This window comes from Dyadobacter tibetensis Y620-1 (genome assembly GCF_000566685.1).
Lineage (GTDB): Bacteria > Bacteroidota > Bacteroidia > Cytophagales > Spirosomataceae > Dyadobacter > Dyadobacter tibetensis.
This window is the reverse complement of record NZ_AZQN01000011.1, coordinates 58,058-75,495: the sequence shown is the minus strand read 5'-3', so window position 1 is coordinate 75,495 and position 17,438 is coordinate 58,058. Positions and strand designations below refer to the sequence as shown.

At 45.4% G+C, this 17,438-nt stretch carries 11 protein-coding genes; 5 read left to right on the top strand and 6 right to left on the bottom strand.

What is annotated here, in order from left to right; all coding sequences use genetic code 11:
* Positions 1-23 precede the first annotated feature (23 nt).
* The 4 genes from recQ to X939_RS0120820 form a co-directional block, all read right to left on the bottom strand.
* Entirely contained in the window at positions 24-2,192 is a 2,169-nt protein-coding gene (gene recQ, locus X939_RS0120835) for a DNA helicase RecQ (RefSeq protein ID WP_229236124.1), read from the bottom strand.
* 121 nt (positions 2,193-2,313) lie between these two features.
* Complete coding sequence (locus tag X939_RS0120830) at positions 2,314-4,410, bottom strand: ComEA family DNA-binding protein (protein ID WP_084299596.1); 2,097 nt, start codon at positions 4,408-4,410, stop codon at positions 2,314-2,316.
* 27 nt (positions 4,411-4,437) lie between these two features.
* Positions 4,438-5,313: a carboxylating nicotinate-nucleotide diphosphorylase gene (gene nadC / locus X939_RS0120825; protein WP_044200242.1), complete on the bottom strand. Its 876-nt coding sequence runs from the start codon at positions 5,311-5,313 to the stop codon at positions 4,438-4,440.
* A gap of 24 nt (positions 5,314-5,337) precedes the next feature.
* Positions 5,338-7,080 carry a capsule assembly Wzi family protein gene (locus tag X939_RS0120820; protein WP_025765211.1) on the bottom strand — a complete coding sequence of 581 codons (1,743 nt, stop codon included), beginning with the start codon at positions 7,078-7,080 and terminating at the stop codon, positions 5,338-5,340.
* A gap of 125 nt (positions 7,081-7,205) precedes the next feature.
* On the opposite strand from X939_RS0120820, the gene upp reads away from it, so the two are divergent.
* Complete coding sequence (gene upp / locus X939_RS0120815; RefSeq protein WP_025765210.1) at positions 7,206-7,847, top strand: uracil phosphoribosyltransferase; 642 nt, start codon at positions 7,206-7,208, stop codon at positions 7,845-7,847.
* 43 nt (positions 7,848-7,890) lie between these two features.
* On the opposite strand, the gene X939_RS0120810 is transcribed toward upp, so the two are convergent.
* The gene (locus X939_RS0120810) at positions 7,891-10,947 is read right to left on the bottom strand and encodes a TonB-dependent receptor domain-containing protein (RefSeq protein ID WP_025765209.1); all 3,057 of its coding nucleotides are present in this window, start codon (positions 10,945-10,947) and stop codon (positions 7,891-7,893) included.
* A gap of 303 nt (positions 10,948-11,250) precedes the next feature.
* On the opposite strand from X939_RS0120810, the gene X939_RS0120805 reads away from it, so the two are divergent.
* The gene (locus X939_RS0120805; protein ID WP_025765208.1) at positions 11,251-12,318 is read left to right on the top strand and encodes a mannose-1-phosphate guanylyltransferase; all 1,068 of its coding nucleotides are present in this window, start codon (positions 11,251-11,253) and stop codon (positions 12,316-12,318) included.
* Between the two features lie 55 nt (positions 12,319-12,373).
* Here the strand turns inward: X939_RS0120805 and recF are convergent, their stop codons facing one another.
* Positions 12,374-13,483 (bottom strand): DNA replication/repair protein RecF, encoded by a 1,110-nt coding sequence (gene recF, locus X939_RS0120800; protein WP_025765207.1) that lies wholly within the window; start codon positions 13,481-13,483, stop codon positions 12,374-12,376.
* 127 nt (positions 13,484-13,610) lie between these two features.
* Here recF and pdhA point away from each other — a divergent pair, with 127 nt between their 5' ends.
* The 3 genes from pdhA (at position 13,611) to X939_RS0120785 (ending at position 17,414) form a co-directional block, all read left to right on the top strand.
* Positions 13,611-14,642: a pyruvate dehydrogenase (acetyl-transferring) E1 component subunit alpha gene (gene pdhA / locus X939_RS0120795; protein ID WP_025765206.1), complete on the top strand. Its 1,032-nt coding sequence runs from the start codon at positions 13,611-13,613 to the stop codon at positions 14,640-14,642.
* 198 nt (positions 14,643-14,840) lie between these two features.
* Complete coding sequence (tatC, locus tag X939_RS0120790) at positions 14,841-15,704, top strand: twin-arginine translocase subunit TatC (RefSeq protein WP_025765205.1); 864 nt, start codon at positions 14,841-14,843, stop codon at positions 15,702-15,704.
* A 288-nt stretch (positions 15,705-15,992) separates the two neighbouring features.
* On the top strand, positions 15,993-17,414 hold the full coding sequence (locus tag X939_RS0120785) for an anthranilate synthase component I family protein (RefSeq protein ID WP_025765204.1): 1,422 nt from the start codon (positions 15,993-15,995) through the stop codon (positions 17,412-17,414).
* Positions 17,415-17,438: the final 24 nt, after the last annotated feature.

Genomic DNA, 17,438 nt, shown 5'->3' with positions numbered 1-17,438 from the left:
GATCACTTTCCTCCCTAAAGTAATCATGCTCTCTTCCCTTCGGCAACGGCCAGAGCCAGCTTGATCTGACCATAATCATATTGTTCGTTAAGGAGCTCAAAGATTGGCTTCAAGGGTTCATCTTTTCTAATACTTAACTCCTCAGCCGCCTGCGTGATTTTTTGGTATGCTTGCTGGTCAATAAGTGCCTCAAGATCCACGTCATGCCCATCGTCTTTTAGTTTGATCAGATGTGAGAGAATCGTCACGGGGTTAAGACCCCGTTTCTCAGCAATTACTTTTACCGAATAGCCTTGCTGATAGAGCTCCCAGGTTTCTACATAAGTCAGTCCTTTGGCTATACGTGTCCCCGGTTCGGTATTTTCCTTTGCAAATCTTACGATCTCCTCGATAAAGGCAGCCCCATAACGACGAAACTTCTCGGCTCCTACCCCCGCCACTGTTTTCATTTGAGCCTCCGACAATGGACGTTTCTGTGCCATTTCGGATAAGGTGGCATCTGAGAATACTACATAGGGAGGAACAGAAAGCCTATCAGCCAGTTGCTTACGTAAACCACGTAATTTTTCAAACAAGGCGTCTTTGATAATTTCCTGCTTGGGCTTCACATCCGAAACCCCCGTATCTTCCTTCGCCTTCCGCTCAGAAATAGGTATATATCGTACGAGCTCCACTTTCCGCTCCCCACGAAGGACTTCTTTACTGAAATGATTCAGTTTGAAGGAATGGGCCTCATCATAGGCGATATCCATCACTCCGGAATTTAACATCTGCCCTATATATTCTGCCCATTCTTCACCCTTCAGGTCATGTCCCACACCGAAGGTACGAAGCGAATCATATCCATTCTGTATCACTTGCCGGTTGCGGCTACCTCTCAGAATATCGATCACCATCCCCATCGCAATCTTCTGGTCGGTACGGGTAATGGCCGACAGGGCTTTCTGGGCAATAATGGTTCCATCGAAACGAGTCCTGGGGTTACGGCACACATCACAGTTACCACAATCCTGGTCTACCGCTTCATTGAAATAACTGAGCAATATACGACGCCGGCATATATCGGCCTCAGCATATTGTTTCATCCGATCGAGCTTGGCATGCAACACTTCCTTTTGCACTTCCTGCTGATCGGAATTATTAATCATTTCCTGCCGGGTAATTATATCCATATAGCTATAAAAGAGGGCAGTATCTGCCGGCTCACCATCTCTCCCGGCTCTCCCTATCTCCTGATAAAAGCTTTCCACATTCGAAGGGAGATTATAATGGATTACCCACCTTACATTGGACTTGTCGATGCCCATACCGAAGGCCACGGTAGCGACAATTACCTGTATGTCGTCCCGGAGAAACTGTTCCTGCACAGAGGAACGTAGCTCAGAACGGAGCCCCGCATGATAGTAGGCTGCCTTTATGCCCTCTTTATTCAGACTTGCCGTTACCGTCTCTGTGGCCTTACGACTTAGGCAATAAATTATGCCAGGCTGTCGCTCATGTTTGGCAATAAACCGCTTGATCTGTTCAATGCGCTTTCTGCCCGGCAAAACGGTAAGATTAAGATTGGGCCGATCGAAACTGCTTACAAAGGTCTCGGCCCCCTCAATTCCCAGTTGTTTTAAGATGTCCCGACGGGTAACCCGATCGGCAGTAGCCGTAAGCGCAATGATGGGTACGCCTGGAAACTGTTGTTTAATCAGGTTTAGTTGACGGTATTCAGGCCGAAAATCGTGCCCCCAACTTGAAATACAGTGCGACTCATCGACAGCGAAGAGCGAAACATTCAGTTCCCTAAAGAAGGAAAGGGTGTTCCCGGAAAATAACTTCTCGGGTGCAATATACAATAGCTTAAGCTCTCCTAGCTTAGCCTGCCACATAATCTGGTCCTGCTCCTGAACCGAGAGACTAGAATTCAGATAGGCAGCGGCCACGCCATTGCCCTTTAAGGCCTCAACCTGATCCTTCATCAGGGCAATTAATGGTGAAATCACCACCGTCAATCCCGGTTTTAATAGGGCGGGAACTTGGAAGCAAATTGACTTACCTCCCCCCGTAGGCATGAGTACCAGACAGTCTTCCCCCGCCATTACCTTATCAATAATGGCAGCCTGATTGGGACGAAAACTTTCGTAGCCAAAATACTTCTTAAGAATATCTTCTTTTGTTGATGCCATTTCTAATTTACCGATCATAATGGACAATTAACCTTGCCCTTTCACAAAACCATTCCTTTAGGAAACAATTGACCAGAGTAGGGCCTGAAGCCGAACACCCTTTGGCGTGTTATTTCAAAATTTATGCAAAGATAAGATTTCAAAACTGATAGAGCACCTGCAGCTTTAGGTCACTTCGGGTATTACCCTGTATTTCGCTCAGCCCAGATCCTATCGTTTCCAGACGTTTATAACGGGTTTGAGACCATCGTAACCATAATTTCAATTCTTTGGTAACATTATATTTCATCAGAACATAATGCCTGGTTCCCACATCGTAATAGGCAGGAATGGAAAAGGCATAGAGTACATCTTTCTCATAAACGTACTGACGACTGTCATAATCGTCTGTATTGAAAATGGCCACCCGTCCACTGATTTCTCCACGTCCAAACTTCCAGGTGGCGTCCTGTACCAAGGTAAATCCATGACTTCGGCTATATCCCACATAATTCTGCGTCCCATATTGGAACCTGGTTCTGAACAGGTATTTCATAGGCTTTTCAATTTGAAAATTCACTAAGGCCGCACGCCGCATCGATAATATAATAGGAGGGATAGTCTCTGGACTATTTGGCAGATTTCGCTCCTTATGCTTCTCTTGATAGAGGCTATAGATTGACACCCTTTTATTAGGTTTATATAGGGTATGAAAATAGAATGTATGTCCATCTGATGGGCTATTGATCAGATATTTAAGCCAGGGAAATGTAAAATGATCGTAATAGGCACTCACCTGCCAATGGCGATTCGGACTGAATCTAAGGCCCCAGTAGGCACCTCTTTCATTGATAGCCCTGCTAGACTCACTTAACGGACGTCCGTAGAACGTATGAAAGTTCTGGCCATAATAGCGCAAAAGCAGGCTGAAGTCAATGGTTTTGCCCATACCGGCAATAATTCCTGCAACTGCCCCCATTCCACCGCTTTGAGACCGGGCTCCTTCTCCAAAAAAATGGAGATTCTGCCATAGATAATTAGCATGAAGACCTACGACGAAATTATCTTTTCCCGAAAATTCAAATCGGTTATAGGGAACATTCCTTTTCTGAATGGCGAGGCTATAATGTGTGTAAAGAGAAGTTAACCCCACTTGCCCTGCCCTAAAACGATGAAGTAGATGCATTCCCATGTTCCGCTCCGGAATAATTCCCTGCTTCTGCCTTTCCGCTGGGGTACGGTGGTAGCCGGAACTGACCAGTGAGGTAATCAGAATCTGACTGCTATCGGCCAGACTCGTACCAAGGCTGGCATCGCGGCGCGTGGAAGAGACAAATAATGTTGCCTCTGTGTTTTTACCAAACATAAAGGTCGAGGCTGCTCCTCTAAAATAATTGGCCTCCATGGCCGAAGTGTAGGGCCTTACCCCCAGACTACTGCGGTAGGTGCTTCGTATTACTTCCGACCCCATTCCGAGAGAAAATCCCGCTGCCAGCACCAGCCCTTGTCCGGCTTGCACCTGGTAGTCGCCCACCACTATATTTTTTAAAAATCCTCTATTCATGAGCTGGGCATGAAAGGAGGAGTAATCCATACCAAACATATGTTTTTGCGGATTCCAAGTCCACGGCCTCTCTCCTGCATCCTTGTCGAGGGTAAATCCGATACTGTAGGATCCGGCCCTTGACTTTCGGTAACGTAGATAGCCATTCCATGCTGGCCCCTCATATCTTGCACTGGACCGGGAGCTGCTATCCGGAGGGCCAAAACCTTTTTGACTCTCCAAAATCCGGGAGGTTCTTACCATAAGGAAATGCTGAGTCGGATTGCGAAACGACTCTCGGAGTGAGGCCGTCACCATTTGTACCATCACAAATGGAACAAGATTTTGAATAGTTTCCATATCGAAGCCTGGTACTGCCTGTAGCTCGTAAACAGACAACAAAGTCCCTACCTGACTTCTATATGTTAAAAACGAAAGAATCTGAGTATCGCTCAACAACATAATAGCAGCTAGCTCATCTGCTGTAGCCCGATTCAGATCCAGAGGATTGGTGTATAGCAATAGGAGGGCCTCAAATAGATCGGTTTGATCGGAAGCCTCAGACTCCAGGGGCAGACGCTGCTGTACAAATTCAGCAAGATTGATTTCGGGACGCGGTGGCTCTTGGGCATAGGTCCTCATGACCAGAAGGGTACTACCCAACAGGAGAATGGTGATAAGGCAGCACGAAGTGCTTCGTAGACAGGATTCCATACGCTACCAGAGGTAAGCGTGGGTCAATTAAAAGGCTTTAAGGCTTAAATCCAGACTTCTGGCTTGGTGGATGATTGCTCCGCTCGAGATTCCATCCACACCTGTAAGAGCTACTTCCCGTATCGTAGATTCTGTGATATTACCCGAGGCTTCAGTTTCGAACCTACCGTCTATCCGTCTTACCGCCTCTGCCAAGTCGAAAAGCGAAAAATTATCCAGCATAATGGTATTCACCCTCCCATTTTGCAATACTTCATCGACTTCCTTTAGATTCCGAGTTTCAATCTCTATGCTAAGATTTTTCCCTGTTTTCTCAAGATAATCGTTTGTACTGTTAATCGCTGCAGTAATACCACCTGCATAGTCGATGTGATTGTCTTTTAACATGATCATATCATATAGGCCCATACGGTGGTTGTTGGCTCCCCCAATCTGAGCAGCCATCTTTTCGAACAGCCTGAAATTGGGTGTCGTCTTCCGCGTATCGAGCAACTTTACAGGCAGGTCGGCAATCAATGCTGCCATCATGCTGGTATAGGTCGCGATGCCGCTCATCCGTTGCATCGTATTTAGCACCAACCTTTCGGCCATTAAAATCAGCTGGGAACTCCCGGCCACCGTCAATACAATATCGCCTTTTTTTACTGAAAAACCATCCTGTATCCTTACATCAATTTCCAAGGGTTGAAAGCCATATTGCCGTGCAGTTTCTTCGAATATCTTTAAGGCCACGGCAACACCAGCGATCACCCCTTCCTGCTTCACCAGAAGATGCGCCTGATTAGTGCCTGACTGAGGTACGCAGGAAAGTGTCGAATGATCGCCTTCGCCTATGTCTTCTAGCAGGGCAAGCCGAATAAGGTCTTCAATCTGATGGGGATTGGTGGGTATGAGGGTGGTCATAGCTAGTTTCTTAAGTGTAAAGGATCAATATGTTTGCTGACGATAAGCGATATTATAGCGTACAGCAAAACTAAATAAATGAGATTTATTGGCGTAGGTAGGGTCGGGAGATTTCACCTTGCGATATACCAGGCGTCCATCCAAAAATAAGTTATGTGCCAGAGAATAGCTCAGGCGCAAATCGGCCAGGGTAGTTTTAGCACTTACTCCTTGTCCTATTCTATTTCCAGTCTCGAAATATCGTAAATCGTAATTTTTCATCAGGTCGCCTCCATAGCTTCGCTCCGACCCAGGCAAATCCCTTCCCTGATCTACCCACATAAGTGTACCATAAGCCGACAACCGAGGATTGAACTTATAGCGGGCAATCCCCAAGAATTCACGGAAATTAGCTCCTAGAGGGTGTGCCAGAGATTGTCCATAATGAGTGTAATTCCGTCCCCCATCTTTATGGGAATAGGTATAGGGCCTGGCCAGATTATATTCGGCCTGGAGGTCCAGGTTAGGAATTTCGAAGGCATCGATGTATTTACTCCCCAACTGAAAGCTATATTTATTCGTCCAGGATTTGCTGCCATTGAACATATATTTTGTCAGGAATTCGTCTAACACGAATTGGCTGTACACCGACATTTTATTCCCAATCAGCCAACGAAAGTCTAGCCCTAGGAGCGCATTGTCTTCACTACCAATATAAGATTCTACATATCGATAAAAAATAATTGGATTCAGATAATTAAAGTCATAGCCACCGCCTAAAGAGTCCCGGCTAAAAATTTCAGCTTCAAACACACCCACATTCATTCTGTCGGTTATATTAAAGCTCAGATGATGGATGGCTGCAAACTTCTTGCTCCTCAGCCCATCGCGACCCGTATTGGATTGATCATTGATCATACTGGTCCATAAATTGGTATAATGAAATCTGCCAAAACGGGTATCCAGGCGAAGAAAAAGATAAGGACTGCTGTTGTCTGAAAGGATCATCGACCGATATCCACTGCCAAAGGATTGGTAGTCGTTTCCGAATTTGACATTAATACTTTTTAGGGGCTTAAAGGTGATATATCCCCGGGCAGAAAGAAAGTCTACTCCGCCATTTTTCGTGCTTTTGGCCAGTCCCTCGCCAGGAAAACTATATTTCGGTGAAAAATCTTTAACATACTCAGGAAAACGCCCCTGGTTATCGGCGACAAAGGTGTAGAACCCTAGTTTCTCATTGATCATGCCCCGCATTTCTACCCCCCGTCCAGAGAAGAATATGGCTTTATTAGGGCTTGCATTATCATCAATCCCTATAAAATTATTGGTTACAAAATTGAAATGAAGATCCCAATCCTTTCCATGATGACTATACAAATCGGCGGCATGTTTCCAAAAGCGTGGATTCTCCGAATTCCGAGCGCGTTTCTGGTAGTACCCCAGGCGAGCCAGGCGATTGTAGTATAAAGAATCGGTGGCCGCAAAATTTTTGGTCCATTCCCAGCTATCCTCGCGAAGGTAGTCGATTGCTTCCCAATCACGTGCAGTAAGACTGGTCGTCCCTTCCTTCAAAATAGAATCGGTGAGCGCCACAACGGCCTTTCTTTCTAGAGGCTTGATATTATAATTAAATCCTTCGCTTAATTTCCCACGCTTAATTTCCAATCGCTCAATCAGATGCTGATAGTCATCATTCATTGGTATAAATGCACTCTGAGCGATGGAAGCGAAGGAAAATAGTATATTAAATAGGAATATAAAATACCCGATAATTCTTTGATACATAGGATGTATAAAATAATTCTATACGCATGCCCGGTTTCATACAGAAGCGTGTTTCACAAAAGTTTCAAATTACGTGAATGAATTTGTATTATCTTGCATACTAGAGACTAAAAACTTCCAAAGTTATGTATTTACTTTCGCAGCAGCCTTCTATTGCCGACCATTACCTTTCCGAATTACGCGATATTCATGTCCAAAAGGATCGCATGCGTTTTCGCAGAAATATTGAAAGAATAGGGGAGCTGCTTGCCTACGAAATCTCCAAAACGCTTAGCTATAGACACCAGACCGTTGAATCCCCCCTTGGGATGTCTGACTCTAGAAAGCTGCTAAAACCCGTGGTACTAGGAACAATTCTTCGGGCAGGTCTGCCTTTACACCAAGGATTTTTAAATGTTTTCGACCAGGCTGATAATGCTTTTATAGGAGCCTATCGGGGTCATAATCTTCTTGATGACGAGTTTGAAGTCGAAATGGACTATATTACCAGTCCCGACCTCACAGGCAAAACCCTGATTCTGATGGATCCCATGCTAGCTACCGGTCGTTCTATGGAAAAGGCCTACCATGCCTTACTCCGGTTTGGAATGCCTGCTCAGACGCATATTGCCGCGGTATTGGGAAGCGAAGAGGGAGTAAAATACCTTAGAGAGCGCATCCCCCAATGCCATCTGTGGCTAGGCACCGTCGACAAGGGATTAAATGAGCAGTATTATATCGTTCCAGGTCTTGGAGACGCTGGCGATTTGTCTTTCGGAGAAAAGTAAACTACCCGACCTAACAAAAGTATAGGTCGGGTAGCGGCCTATACTAACGGCTAAACAATTCGTCGAAGGTGACAGACACATAATACATGGAGCCCACCGATGGATTGGCCCATCCGGTAGTATACAGCTTTCCAGTAAGGTTGGTGCCACCCACTTTAATGATGGATCGGATCGGGATGATTTTTTTGCTGATTTGTGCATCCAGGGTAGAATATCCCGGTATCACCGTATGGTCGCCTACTGTAGCTGCTATGCTCGCAAAGGTGGAGTGCCATACCATTTCGGTTTGCTGCCGGAAGGTTACTCCAAACCCCCAACCACTGCGGTTGATGTCGCGGTTAGAAAACCCTAAGTTATAGCGGTACTTGGGCGAATTAAAGAATGAAACAAAAGAAGGGTCGTTCTTTTTCAATTCCGCACCGTTATTCAGTTGGTTCATCGTAACATTAGCACTGAAAGTATAGCCTTTTCCCAATACATAGTCGGCACCAATGCCCCAACCCGAATTCTTGACCACCTGAGATGCGTTGACAGGAAAGCTATATGCCTGTCGCTTGGAGGGATCGGCCAGATCCGTGATGGGACCATTGGGATTTATCTTCTGTAGTACGACCTGCACCCCGTCGAAAGTCAGAAATCGGTTATAGTAATAAAATGCATCAACATATACCTTGCCACCTAAAACAGCCTTATAGCCTACCTCATAGGTTTCTACACGTTCAGGCTCCCATTCTTTGAATTGGTAGGGGGCAAGATTTCCACTGGCCAGATTTTGCGCAGTAACATCCGTTTGGGCATACACTGGATTGGACTCCATAGCATATTTATCCCGGAACAGCGGCAATCCTCCTACCAGACGAACGTTGGGCGTTTTTAGATTGATATATTGATTTTGTGTGGTGGGAATACGGAAGCCACGCTGAAAGGAAGCCCGAAAGTTATGGTCTTTGGCAACCGTTAGCACCCCAGAAATACGTGGGCTAAATTGACCCTTAAAATTTTCATTTTTATCGTATCTCAAAGAGGCTGTCAATTTAAAAACGTCCTTAAAAGTCTTGGATCCCTGAGCATAAGCACCCCATTCATTGATGTTAAATTCCTTCCCTTCCGGCGTTCCATCCTGAGTTTCGAAGAGGGTCCCCTCCGAATTGAGATCGTATTGCCGGTAGTTGGCTCCTACCACCAGCTCCACTACCTGGGGACTGATCTGTTTATTAAAATTATACATAAACTCCCCATGTAGAAGATTAGACTTATCCAGAAACTTCGCCCCATTAGGAATCGGCTTCTTTTTAATATCATCTATAGAAGATTGGAATAGCGTACCGCCTGGCAGGTAGGCCGCGTTGGCTGCAGCAACAGAGGGATCGATAGCCGCCTGAAGCCAAGACTTGCTATTGGCACTGGCAAAGGTGTTGGCCGCCTGGTAGGCCGCTGCCAGAGCAGCAGGCTGTGACAGCCCTTGCCCCAAGCCGGCAGTAAAACTTTGCAAGAAAGCGCCGGCATAATTATTTAAAGAGGTATTTACAAAACCAGGTAAGACTCCAGGCAGTGCCTGGCCTATACTCACCAGATATCGTTGGCTCAACAGGTCACCCAAAACACCCAGGGCATGAGCATCTCCCGAATTTTCTCGGGTCGTGTAGGCTCGCACAAAGAAGTTGCTTCCCCGTACCTCTGCCTTATATTGCCCTATAGAAAAATTCTGAATATTATAGCGATCAGCAGCCGTATATACCGCCGACCCTCTTCCCCAATTAGCCTGAACAATGGCTTCAATATCGTCGTTTATTCTATAATGTACAGAAGCATTTAACTTCAAGCTTTTCGCTGGGTAGTTGGTAAGTTGATTTTCGGCATATCCTGGGGCAGGTATGTATAGACTATTGGGTACGATCTGATTAAAGATATTTCGGCTTACGGCGATTTGCTGTTCCATCGAACTTCCTCCGAGAAGCTGAGGCAAGGTGGCCCCTGTTGCCGTCACAGGGGTAGTCATGATGGCACCTAGAACCGCCGAAGTGCCGTTTTGCCCATCCCCGGGCAGGCCATTTCCGTATAGCGATGCATAAGCACCAGCCCCAAAATTAGCTCCTACATTTCCATCTCCCAGGTAATTCACACCATTATACAAGGGATTATTCATGACATTCCCATCGTTATTCTGCAATGTTGTACCATTGGTATAGCTCTGGTCGCGATAGTCGTTAGCCTGCCAGTCTTTGGCCGTCAGGTAGGAAGCATTCAATTTAAAGGCAATTTTATTATTAAAAGCCTTCGCATATCGAACCCCCACGTCATAAAAAGGAGTGTTGACTTTAGTGCGGTTCTCCGCATGCATGATTCCTGTTTTACCATATGCACTCAGGCCCTGATAGGTAAACGGCGATTTGCTGTTCATAAGAATGATACCATTGATGGCATTCGGACCATACAGTGCCGATGCGGCCCCAGGCAGGACCTCCACGCTCTCCACGTCGAGCTCCGGAATACCGGCCACATTTCCTACCGGGAAATTCAATCCCGGTGCCTGATTGTCCATACCGTCGATGAGCTGCACCACCCGGGTGTTACCGTTAGCCCCGAATCCCCTGGTACTCACCGACCTGAAGGTAAGAGACTGAGTACTCATTTCTATTCCTTTTAGATTTTGTAATGCATCATAAAAGGACGCTTGTGGGGTTTCCCGGATGGTTCGTATATCAATCTTCTCGATGGAAACGGGCGACTGCATAACACTCTCTTCTACGCGGGAAGCCGACACGACCAGCTCCCTGCCCAGAACCACCTGCTCCTCCATCGAAATGTTAACATTGGTTTGTCCTGGAGATATTTCCTGCTCCTGGGTGGCGTAACCCACCGAAGAAATAACCAGAGTATAGGGAGGTGCTGTCGTAGTACTAAAACTGAATTTACCCTCCTGATCGGTGATGGTCCCGATCACCTTACCTTTGACCTGTAAGCTCACCCCTACCAAGGGGCTGTTGGTTGCCGCATCTGTAACCGTTCCAGAGAGGGAAAATTGGGCCTGAACGGCTAAGCCACTGATTATGAACAGTAGCGACATCCAGGCCGATTTGCTAATCGAAAGATGTTTCATAGTAAATGTTTAGCTTGATGATTCGATAACAATGTACAGTATTTTGAGAATTTATTATTATATTAATTCAAAAAAATCTTTATTTGATGCCAAATCAACAGTCTATAAAAAGACAACCAAAAGTTACTTCATACTTTTTCGAAAAATATCGATCAATACTAAACATTACTCAACACTCAATTAGAGGTTGCTGACATAAAATTGACGTTTTACTTAAAATTGTTCAATTTTGACGAAAAGAAACATAGTTTATGCATAGCTTTAGGGTTTCAAACGCGCTATAACTATAACAACGATTCAATAATGCAGAACACCTTTGTAATCATCATGGCAGGAGGAGTAGGCTCCCGTTTTTGGCCCTTCAGCCGAACCTCTTTTCCAAAGCAATTCCATGATGTACTGGGCACGGGCCGCACCTTATTGCAACAGACTGCCGACCGATTTGAGGGTGTATGCCCCCAGGAGAATATATATATCGTTACCAGTCAGGAGTATAAGGGATTGATCACAGAGCAATTGCCCTTCCTTTCGGAGGAGCAGATATTGCTAGAGCCCCATCGTCGCAACACGGCACCCTGCATAGCATACGCTTGTTACAAAATCGCCAGAAAGAATCCTGAGGCAAACATTGTAGTAGCACCTGCCGATCATATCATCCTTAAAGAGGAGACCTTTAAGGACACCATCCGCGTGGCTTTGGGGGCTACCCGTTCTCAGGATATTCTGATCACCCTGGGCATCCAGCCTACCCGTCCCGACACAGGTTATGGCTACATCCAGTATATCCCGGACAAGCTCACCGTAAAAAAGGTCAAATCATTTACCGAAAAGCCACAACATGATCTGGCTGTACAATTTTTGGAAAGCGGAGATTTCGTATGGAATGCCGGTATTTTCGTATGGAATGTAGCTAGCTTTAAAAAGGCGCTGAAGACTTATCAGCCAGAAATAGCAGAAATATTTGAGGAGGGCACCCCTCATTACTATCAACCGTCGGAGGCCAAGTTTATAGGCAAGGCTTATCAGCACTGTGGTAGCATCTCGATAGACAACGGTATCATGGAGAAGGCCGATAACGTTCATGTAGTACTTAGCAGTTTCGGCTGGTCGGACCTGGGAACCTGGAAGTCCTTATATGAACTGTCGGAAAAAGATGAGCGCCAGAACGTCATAGATGGTCAAACGCTACTGTACAATACAACGAATTCCATAATCAAAACGCCAAAAGACAAGTTGGTCGTCGTCAATGGACTGGATGGATTTATTGTGGCGGAGTACGATGGAGTGTTGTTGATTTGCAAAAAGGATGACGAGCAAAAGGTAAAGGAGTTCGTCAATGAAGCCAAGCATTTGAATAGCAAGTTCGTTTAGCCAGGGGGTTGGAGAAGGTTCAGCTCTTCAACAAAAAAACAAACAGGCCATAGTCTTAAAGGCTATTGGCCTGTAGATCCGTCCCTACGATTTCATAAAACCGAACTTCTGCTTTTACTTTATCAAGAATTTTCTGGGATCGCTCCGGTCGAGCATCAGTAATAAACACCTGGCCTAGAAAGCCATCATCGATGAGCTCTATAAGCTGTTGAATTCGCCGATCATCGAGTTTGTCGAATATATCGTCCAGCAGCAGGATGGGGGTTAGGCCTTTTTCCTGCTTTAAAAGCTCAAATTGTGCCAGCTTTAATGCGATCAGATAAGATTTTTGCTGACCTTGTGATCCAAATTTCTTCAGGCTCACTCGATCTATTTCGAAGACATATTCGTCTTTATGAACCCCTTTAAGTGTTCGATGTGCATGGAGATCCCGAGAGGCATTTTTCCGAAATTCGGTAGGAAAATCTGCGCTGGCGACTTCGCTTTCGTAGGTAATATCCACCAATTCTTTACCGCTACTGAGGTACTTATAATATTTGCGAAACAAGGGAAGAAAACGATCCATAAAGTGTTTCCTATGTTGAAAAATCCGCTGAGCATATAGGACCATAGGCTCGTTATAAGTTTCTAATAAATCCTGATCTAGGTAATTTCTCTCTCCAAAAAGCTTTAACAAGGCATTTCTTTGCTGAAGAATTTTATTGTACTGCAAAAAATCCTGCAAATAATCGCCGGCTGCCTGAGACAGCACCCCATCGAAGAAGCGTCTTCGTTCCTCGCTACCATCGCGGATCAGGTCGGTGTCGTTGGGCGCAATTAATACCAAGGGAAATGCACCGATATGGTCGCTAAGCCTGTCATAGTTTTTTTTGTCGGCCATAAAAAGCTTCCGTTGCCCCTTTTGGTAGCTACAGGTAATCTGAGTGGCCCTTTCCTGGGCCTGAAACACCCCATCGATTAGGAAAAAATCGGCCTGATGTTGGACAGACAGGGCGTCTTGGCTCTGGAAGGCGCTTTTGGTAAGACTAAGAAAATATATTGCATCGAGTAAGTTCGTTTTACCGCTCCCATTCTCTCCAATGATGCAATTTACCTGTGGTCCGAAGGTAAAAACACGCTCTTCATAACTCTTAAAGTAAGTAAGATGGAGTTTTTCTAGCCACATGAGCTTCATTGTTATTTAGTTTATGCTTATTTTCGCAAATCAATTGCGTGAGTACCGCAACAAACAGACTCTGTTCAACCATTAACTTAAAGACAAAGTTCTGTCTTTATAAACGAGAACCAAATAGATGGCTACCGTTACTGAAAAAAAGAAAGCAGCAGCACCCAAAAAATTACAGCATTCGGCCGAGCGTTATATGTTCTGGTTTGAGAATATGCTCCTACAAAGACGCTTCGAAGAAAAGTCTGGACAACTTTATGGCCAGCAAAAGATTCGCGGGTTTTGTCATTTGTATATCGGTCAGGAAGCCTGTTCCTCTGGTGCGGTAACCGCCCTGACCAAGGGAGATAAGTACATCACTGCCTACCGCGACCACGGTATTCCTTTGGCCTTAGGCACGAGCCCCAACGCCATTATGGCGGAGCTTTTTGGCAAGAAAACGGGTACAACCAAAGGAAAAGGTGGCTCCATGCACATTTTCGACAAGGAAGTGGGCTTCGTAGGTGGTCATGGAATTGTAGGTGCTCAGATCCCCCTAGGAGCTGGAATCGCCTTTGCAGAGAAGTACAAGAAAACCGGTAAGGTTTGTATTTGTTACTTCGGTGATGGTGCCATTCGTCAGGGGGCATTTCATGAGGCCCTGAATATGGCCATGACCTGGAAACTTCCTGTGATTTTCGTAGTGGAGAATAATGGATATGCCATGGGTACTTCCGTAGCGCGTTCTTCCAACGTTACCGAGCTTTATACGCTTGGGGAAGGCTATGATATCCCCTCTGAACCGGTTGATGGAATGAGCGTTGAGGCCATCCACGAAGCGGTTTCCCGTGCAGCAGAGCGCGCACGCAAGGGAGATGGACCTACATTCCTTGAATTCAGAACCTATCGCTACAGGGGGCATTCGATGTCGGACCCTCAGAAATACCGGTCCAAAGAAGAAGTCGAGGAATACAAACACCGCGATCCGATAGAGCAGATTCGTGCCGTTATTTTAGAAAACAAGATTGCTACAGCCGAAGAGCTTGATGCAATTGACAAGAAGATAAAAGGAATTGTTGCCGATTCGGTACAATTTGCAGAAGAGTCGGAATTTCCCGATGCCTCGGAAGCCTATACAGATGTATATGTGGAAGACGACTATCCATTTGTAATGGACTAAATCTTTCACTTGATCAAGATAACCCGCCGCACTTAAGCGGCGGGTTTTTTAAGTAAATACGATAAGTGAAAGACCTATCCATCTTTTTCAATAATTTATTCGTAGATAGATTTCTTATTAACCCTCAAGGTAAACACCCAGAGGCCAGTTTCGGGCTGCCCCTCAGAGAGGTTCATTTTTTAGTACTATTATAACCGTATGCCTTTAGATCAGGATTTAGACAATACCGAAGACGATTCAGGAGAAGAAATGTCCTTTCTGAGTCATCTGGAAGAATTGAGATGGCACGTTATCAGAGCTGCAGGCTCCATTCTCGTGTTTGCTATCATCGCTTTCGCTTATATAGAAGAATTGTATCACTATGTCATTATTGCCCCATCACGGCCTGAGTTTTGGACTTATCGCATGCTCTGCCTGCTGGCTGACAAGGTGAAATATGACGAACTTTGTATTAAGGCACTCAACTTTGAGCTCCAGGCGATAGGAGTGGGCGACCAGTTCACGATGAGTATGACCTCATCGGTAATTGCCGGTTTAGTTTTTGCTTTCCCTTATGCTTTCTGGGAAATATGGCGTTTTATCAAGCCTGGCCTTAAGCCCTCCGAGAGGAGGTCGGCCCGGGGTGCCGTTTTTTATGTTACTTTCCTATTCTTTTCAGGAGTACTATTTGGCTATTATATCGTGACCCCCTTGGCTATCAATTTCCTGGCCAACTTCACCTTAGATCCTGCCATTATCAATGAATTCAGTATAGGCTCCTATATATCCTTAGTTGCCACCCTCACCCTAGCTTGTGGAATAGCCTTCCAGTTGCCGGTCGTAGTATTTGTGCTTTCGAAAGTAGGTATACTTACTCCTGCATTTATGCGCGAGTACCGCAAGCATTCTATCATTGTGATCTTAATTGTAGCCGCTATTATTACCCCGTCACCGGATATTTATAGCCAGATTCTGGTCGCTATCCCCTTATTCCTTCTCTTCGAAATCAGTATACTGGTATCGGGAAGAGTGGAAAAAGAGAGGCTTCGGGAGGAAAAAAATCTCCAGGGCCCGGTGGAATAAAATAATCGATTGAAAATAAGTACCAAAAAATAAAAAGACCATGGAAGCTTGAATATCTCCATGGTCTTTTTATATATTTGCAGCATCGTACTCTCCCTGAGGAGGATCGATTAATAATATCGACTCATGAATACTACATTGAATATCGTATGGTGGTGGCAAGCTCGTCTAAATGGATTGGACGCGTAGGCTACTGTATGGTATACAATTGAAAAAATACTCGTATCACGGCTCGCTGTTCATTCAACAGCGAGCCGTTTTTTTTGTTTCCAACTTTTTTTTCTAAACATGCAAATCGAATCAAAAACCTTCCCCATTAAGTCGGAGTATAAAAAACTACTCGCAGACACCCTTACACCCGTATCGATTTATCTAAAGCTTAGAGATCGGTTTGTAAACACCATCTTACTGGAAAGTTCGGACTATCATGGCAACGACAACTCGTTTTCCTATATCTGCTGCGACCCTGTAGCTTCTTTTAAACTCAATGATAGCGAGGTTTCGTCACTCTATCCCAATGGAGAAAAAGTGTCCTACCAACTGGAAAATAAAAAGGATGCCGTTCAGGCTCTTTATGGCTTTGCCCAAGGCTTCCAGTCCGAAAAGCATAACTTCCCTTTCATCACCAATGGCCTGTTCGGACATATGACCTACGATGCCGTTCAGTATTTTGAGGACATCGACGTGCAGGGCCCCAGTAAAGAGACCGCTATCGACCAAATTTTCTATCAGGTATTTCGATATGTCATTGCCATCAACCATTTCAAAAACGAACTCTATATTTTCGAGCATACCTATGGTAACCAGGCAGCAGGCAGTGGGCTTCAGCAAATTGAAACCCTGATCAAAAATCGAAACTATCCGCAATATGGCTTTAAAATAACGTCGGAGGAGACCTCCAATGTTACTGACGATGAAATGCGAACGGTAATCCAACAGGGAATCGACCACTGCCTTCGGGGCGATGTTTTCCAAATCGTGCCTTCCCGACGCTTTAGCCGCAGTTTTCAGGGCGACGACTTCAATGTTTACAGGGCACTCCGATCCATTAATCCCTCTCCTTACTTATTTTATTTCGACTATGGCAATTATAAGATTTTCGGGTCTTCCCCTGAGAAGCAGATTTTTATAAAGGATGGACAAGCAGAAATACACCCTATCGCAGGCACTTTTAAAAGGACAGGAGATGACCAAGCCGATGCGATTGCGGCTAAAGAATTGCTGAATGACCCCAAGGAGACCGCCGAGCATGTCATGCTCGTGGACTTGGCACGTAATGACCTTAGTCGTAGCTGCGAAGCCGTAGAGGTAACCAATTATAAGGAGGTACAGTATTATTCCCATGTCATCCACCTGGTGTCGAAGGTGGTAGGTAAGATGACGGCCCATGTCAATCCACTTCAGCTAGTGGCCGACACCTTTCCAGCAGGAACTCTATCGGGGGCTCCCAAGCATAACGCCATGAAGCTGATCGACCAGATGGAAACCAGCAATCGCAGCATTTATGGGGGCGCCATCGGATTCATGGATTTCAATGGGGACTTCAACCATGCCATCGCCATCCGCACCTTCCTGAGTAAGGACAATACCCTGTTTTACCGAGCCGGAATGGGCGTGGTGGCCAAGTCGGTTGTAGAGAGCGAACTTCAGGAAATTAACAGCAAACTGGCTGCACTTCGTAAAGCCATTGAGTTTGCCAACGAAATATAATAAAGCATTCATCCATTATCTCTA

Excerpts from the sequence above, each read along its gene's own strand:
- recQ (WP_229236124.1), bottom strand. The coding sequence starts at position 2,192 with ATGATCGGTAAATTAGAAATGGCATCAACAAAAGAAGATATTCTTAAG.
- X939_RS0120830 (WP_084299596.1), bottom strand. The coding sequence starts at position 4,410 with ATGGAATCCTGTCTACGAAGCACTTCGTGCTGCCTTATCACCATTCTC.
- nadC (WP_044200242.1), bottom strand. The coding sequence starts at position 5,313 with ATGACCACCCTCATACCCACCAATCCCCATCAGATTGAAGACCTTATT.
- X939_RS0120820 (WP_025765211.1), bottom strand. The coding sequence starts at position 7,080 with ATGTATCAAAGAATTATCGGGTATTTTATATTCCTATTTAATATACTA.
- upp (WP_025765210.1), top strand. The coding sequence starts at position 7,206 with ATGTATTTACTTTCGCAGCAGCCTTCTATTGCCGACCATTACCTTTCC.
- X939_RS0120810 (WP_025765209.1), bottom strand. The coding sequence starts at position 10,947 with ATGAAACATCTTTCGATTAGCAAATCGGCCTGGATGTCGCTACTGTTC.
- X939_RS0120805 (WP_025765208.1), top strand. The coding sequence starts at position 11,251 with ATGCAGAACACCTTTGTAATCATCATGGCAGGAGGAGTAGGCTCCCGT.
- recF (WP_025765207.1), bottom strand. The coding sequence starts at position 13,483 with ATGTGGCTAGAAAAACTCCATCTTACTTACTTTAAGAGTTATGAAGAG.
- pdhA (WP_025765206.1), top strand. The coding sequence starts at position 13,611 with ATGGCTACCGTTACTGAAAAAAAGAAAGCAGCAGCACCCAAAAAATTA.
- tatC (WP_025765205.1), top strand. The coding sequence starts at position 14,841 with ATGCCTTTAGATCAGGATTTAGACAATACCGAAGACGATTCAGGAGAA.
- X939_RS0120785 (WP_025765204.1), top strand. The coding sequence starts at position 15,993 with ATGCAAATCGAATCAAAAACCTTCCCCATTAAGTCGGAGTATAAAAAA.